Origin of the sequence: Candidatus Viridilinea mediisalina (assembly GCF_002532535.1) — a bacterium.
Classification (GTDB): domain Bacteria; phylum Chloroflexota; class Chloroflexia; order Chloroflexales; family Chloroflexaceae; genus Viridilinea; species Viridilinea mediisalina.
On record NZ_NQWI01000204.1, the window covers coordinates 1 to 4,439 of the forward strand.

Consider the following 4,439-nt stretch of genomic DNA (forward strand, 5'->3'; position numbering starts at 1 on the left):
GCCTCACCCAAAAGCAGAAAGAGGCGATTGTCGGCATCCAGCGCACCAGCGGCAAGCAGCGCATAGATCGCCTCCTCGCCGACAAACTGCCCAGCAAGCGGCGCATCCTTTAGTTCTCCCTAATGCAATAGAGACTCCGCCGGTGTACGCACTGCAAGGCGTTCGCCGCGCACCGGGAGACGTAAGGCGCTTGCTGGTACCGTAACAACGGCAAGGGTATTGCCTAGGAGATCAAAAAATTCTAGACTGTAGCCTGGTTCAAGCTCAGGCACATCATGGCGCTCTACCACGGTACCAACATCGCCAGCGACCAGCCCATCATCTGGTAGATCGATTTTAAGAATTGCATCCTCATACAAGGGGAAATTCATAAGATTATGCCTTTTCAGTCAGGATAAAGAGTAATAAGACGTGGTGATGTCGATTCGCTATCAATCTGCCAGATGCTCCGCATAACAAGGGGCCGTCCAGATGGTGTCTGAAGGGCAGCACGTATCTCGTAGCGCATACCATACGGAGTTGTCCGCATAAGATCAATAGTTCTGGTAAGGTGATCGCGGCGAAGATCACCAGCAAGTCGTTGCCATTCCGTCGGGGCATAGCCGAATTGCAAAAGCAGGGTTGCTTTGCTACCACCACGATGGTGAGCAGGTAGCCAACGCCTTACCCAGAGAAGAGGCAGACATGGCCGAGATCATCTTAAAGCGGGTCAAACAAGCCCTCACCGATGGGGCGTGAGTCCAATGAGCGCCAAGAGGAGATGCCCGCTTGCGATCAACTTGCGTCCTCGTCATCCTCATCCTCGTCCTCATCGTCGTTACAGATCGGACACATGCCGTAGCGCAGCCGTTCGGCAGGCTTCAGGCAGTAATGGCAGACGCCGAAAGCCTCATGGTCCTCAAGGATCTCTCCTGGATTGCAGTCGTAGCCAGTACGGGCCAAATGGACGATGTTGATGATCACCTTCTGCACATCCGCGCGTGGCATGTGCGCCCAGACGCCCGCCTTGTTGAGTACATCGAGCATATCGCGCAGCATGTAAATTCCGCTATGATTTGACATGTGATTTGCCTTGCCTCTCTACTATACTAGGGTGCGCGATCAGGTGTGTCGCGCGGCGTCGAGACGTATTTTAGCACATATGTTTAATTTCGCGCAAATTATCGGACATGGTGGCGCAATGCGTTGTGATACCAATTACCATTAAACATGCCGCATAGCAAATTGCACCAGAGCGTATTGCAATGCGGCATACCCTGCTTGTCACTCATCACTCATCACTCATCACTCATCACTCATCACTCATCACTCGTAAACGGTCACACATACGCATCTGAGCAGAATATGCTTCACCAAAAAGAGACGCCCTACCGCATTGGAATGCGGTAGGGCCGTGGCGCCCCCGAGCCGACTCGAACGGCTGACACGCGGCACGATTCACGGCGAGCGTACCATTCCCTATGCGGCGCTGAGCGACTCGCGGAGCTTTAGTGCCCTGATTGGCGCGGCGGGCGCGGCGGTTCACCCGCGCAATATCAAAGATGTACAGGCGCTGCTCGTCGAGTCGGTACAGGCCAATATTGAGGTCATCCCGCGTCGTCAGCATAGTTCTTAGCAACAAACGGCTTATCTACCCTGCCATCGCTATGAGTATACAGATGTCGAATCTGAAAAAAGTATTTTACCTGCCGACTATCTGCTTGTGAGAATAAATCTATGTCGGTTATCTTCTTGAAATATTTGGTAAAACCTTCTTCCTCACCGTATTTTAATTTACTTACTCGGTTACTAGCAATAAGTTGAATCAACTGCGACATATCAGACACGCTCAATGCGGCTTCAGTCGTAATTGTTGATTGAGACTTTAATGTTTCGGGCATTGCAAGGTGTATCTCAAAAAGTATATCTGCAAGATATGTTTCGAAGCTATTAAAAATACCTGAAAAAAAACATGCGTATCAAAGTCTTTCCTTTCATTGGACATCTTCACTACGGATGCTGCATTGGTGATAATCTTATGGGTGTGACTGGAATCTGTAGCTAGGGTGCCCTACACCCCTTCGAACTGGGGGAGGATGCGAGGGAACCAGGTTCCCTCGCGCACCCTAGCTACACATTAAGGAATCAGGAGTACTCACTTGTGGGATGGTGAAGGGCTACTTCGACCCCGAAGAGCTGTAGGGACATTGGCGAAGCATTGCCCCCGTGTGCGAAAAGACTTGGGTTGGTGGTATGATTACGTTCGGTCTCGCGGTGGAAGAGGAGCGGCTCATGTGGCATCTGAAACGACCTAGACTGGGAATGATCGCGTTTACGGCTTTTATGTTGACCATCGTGGCGGCGAATTTGGCGATAACCTACCTCGGCATTGTGCCGGTTGGTTTTGGCCTTATGGCCCCGGCGGGGGTCTATTTTGCGGGCTTGGCCTTCTCGCTGCGCGATGCTCTGCACGAGACATTGGGGCGGCGTTGGGTGGTGGGGGCGATCTTGTTGGGAGCGCTGCTCTCGGCGGTCTTGAGCCCCCAGTTAGCGCTGGCGAGTGGTCTGGCCTTTCTGGTGAGCGAATTGGCCGACTATGCGGTCTATGCGCCGCTGCGTGCTCATCTGGTGACACCCTTCTGCAGCGTTACACTGCCGAGCTAGCCGACATCTGGCATGCACGCTGCAAAGTACGCGGGGTGTGATCTGTATGAGCATGGTATCATTGTAGATAGGGTGTGCGAGAGAACCTGATTCCCGCACATTCTCACCAAGTGGCGAAAGCGAGGAGCTAACCATGACCATTGAACCCGTTGAACTACGTGCAGTTGCAGTACAAGTTTTCGATCTACTGCGTGACGACGCCGCCCCTTTAGAGCAACGTGTTATGCAAGCTCGTGCTCTGCTTGACAAAGTACTCACCAGATCCACGTCGCTCGATGCAGCGCAACGTGCCAATCTCGATAACGACCCGAGCGTCCAAGCCGCGCTTGCCCGTTTGGGTGATAACGAGAGCTATGTTCTAGCAGATGCAGATGGGGAACCTAGCGATATATCAATACATCTAGACTCCAGCGTGGTAGAGCGTCCGGTGGATGCCAAACGTCTTGCTGAATTAGGACTTTCATTTTGAGGAGCCATGCAAGAGATAGAAGTTCTCCGCCAAACTAAAGCATTTTTACATAGAAAGGGGCTACTAGGCCGCAATGTTTTAGAGATCTACACCGATTCTCACCCTAGCCTTTTGGGCGACCGCAAACTTGATCCCTTTCAGCGTTTTACGCTCCAATTTGATGCTTTTGCCGTGCATCCCGATCTGGTCGGGCGTTTAGATGATGGTGAGACGCTGTTTGCGGTTGAGGCTAAAGGTTCAGATGATTGGTTGAAGGGTATTGCTCAGGCGGATGTCTATCGGCAGGGCTTTCATGCCTCAATGTTGGCGGTTGCGGGTACGCCTTCGGCAGATGTGCGTGCATTTGCACGCCAGCGCGGAATTGGCATTCTGGCCGTGCTACCGCATGGCGTTGATCTCATTGATCCACCTCCACTCTCTTTGCCAAAGTTTGTTTTAGCTAAGAGTATCTTAAGTCAATTTTCAGCGACTAATACACTATTATCACAGTTCTCTTTTAATCTCCCTACGCACTATCTGGGTTGCGCGATCTGTCTTGATGCTTGGCAAAAACAACATTCTGCATCAATGGTGTCGATTCAAGATCTAGAATCTTTTGTACGGAATCACTACCCAGTAATGCCTAAAGTGTTTCGTCCCGCATTAGCTGGCGCAGCTAAATTGCGCTTAATCAATATTTATGGAAATGAAGTTGAACTTACAAAAATTGGCAAAACATGCATGCCATTATTGCCTGATGCTGCAACGTTGAATACATGGCATTCACAAGCTATACACAAACCTCTAGCGGTTATTTCTCCATCCACAGGTGCAGTATTACGTATCCTCCTGGAAGGAGATCCGGTAGCAAAGTTTATTACTGATGTTCTTGAAAAGACAGACCCCCGTGAAGCGATACCAATGTCAACCCTTGTAGAGATCGCCAGCAGACTTGACAAGACGATGACGCCTATTGTCTTCTTCTTTCCAAAAATCGTGCATGAAATCTTAGATGATCAAGGTTTTATCGTTTGGCATAAAGTAGAACCTCGTCACTATCGCACCAGTATTTATATGCAATACAAGAAGATTCTTATCCATGCGGGTTTCATTGCCGATCATGGGGTTGGTGGTACCAGTTCAAAATCATATAATCCAGATCGAGATATTTGGGAGTATATACTGTGATTTTCAATCACAATCTTTTCTTTTTTCCAAACCATTCCGGTGGCACAATAAAGATTGGGCCACGGCTATGAAGCGTAATCTGAGATTTGTGGCTACTCAGCCAGCGATCAAAGTGGTTGGCAAGATGCTCGGCCTCGGCGTTGGGAATGAGTTGCATCGC

7 protein-coding genes are annotated in these 4,439 nt (G+C 50.1%); 4 read left to right on the plus strand and 3 right to left on the minus strand.

The features are described 5' to 3' along the window. Positions 1-119 precede the first annotated feature (119 nt). From CJ255_RS21155 to CJ255_RS21165, 3 genes are all read right to left on the minus strand, one after another. The gene (locus tag CJ255_RS21155) at positions 120-371 is read right to left on the minus strand and encodes a DUF4926 domain-containing protein (RefSeq protein ID WP_097646063.1); all 252 of its coding nucleotides are present in this window, start codon (positions 369-371) and stop codon (positions 120-122) included. A 14-nt stretch (positions 372-385) separates the two neighbouring features. Next, complete coding sequence (locus CJ255_RS25015) at positions 386-682, minus strand: DUF6883 domain-containing protein (protein WP_097646064.1); 297 nt, start codon at positions 680-682, stop codon at positions 386-388. Between the two features lie 92 nt (positions 683-774). Continuing rightward, positions 775-1,062: a hypothetical protein gene (locus CJ255_RS21165; RefSeq protein WP_097646065.1), complete on the minus strand. Its 288-nt coding sequence runs from the start codon at positions 1,060-1,062 to the stop codon at positions 775-777. A gap of 331 nt (positions 1,063-1,393) precedes the next feature. Between CJ255_RS21165 and CJ255_RS21170 the strand changes: the two genes are divergently transcribed. The 4 genes from CJ255_RS21170 (at position 1,394) to CJ255_RS21185 (ending at position 4,279) form a co-directional block, all read left to right on the plus strand. Beyond that, positions 1,394-1,615, plus strand: coding sequence for a hypothetical protein (locus tag CJ255_RS21170; RefSeq protein WP_097646066.1), 222 nt, complete (start codon positions 1,394-1,396; stop codon positions 1,613-1,615). Between the two features lie 617 nt (positions 1,616-2,232). Next, positions 2,233-2,643 carry a hypothetical protein gene (locus CJ255_RS21175; RefSeq protein ID WP_124682047.1) on the plus strand — a complete coding sequence of 137 codons (411 nt, stop codon included), beginning with the start codon at positions 2,233-2,235 and terminating at the stop codon, positions 2,641-2,643. A gap of 133 nt (positions 2,644-2,776) precedes the next feature. Next, a complete protein-coding gene (locus CJ255_RS21180) occupies positions 2,777-3,112 on the plus strand; it encodes a hypothetical protein (protein WP_097646068.1) in 336 nt (111 codons plus the stop codon). 6 nt (positions 3,113-3,118) lie between these two features. Continuing rightward, on the plus strand, positions 3,119-4,279 hold the full coding sequence (locus CJ255_RS21185; RefSeq protein WP_097646069.1) for a hypothetical protein: 1,161 nt from the start codon (positions 3,119-3,121) through the stop codon (positions 4,277-4,279). Positions 4,280-4,439: the final 160 nt, after the last annotated feature.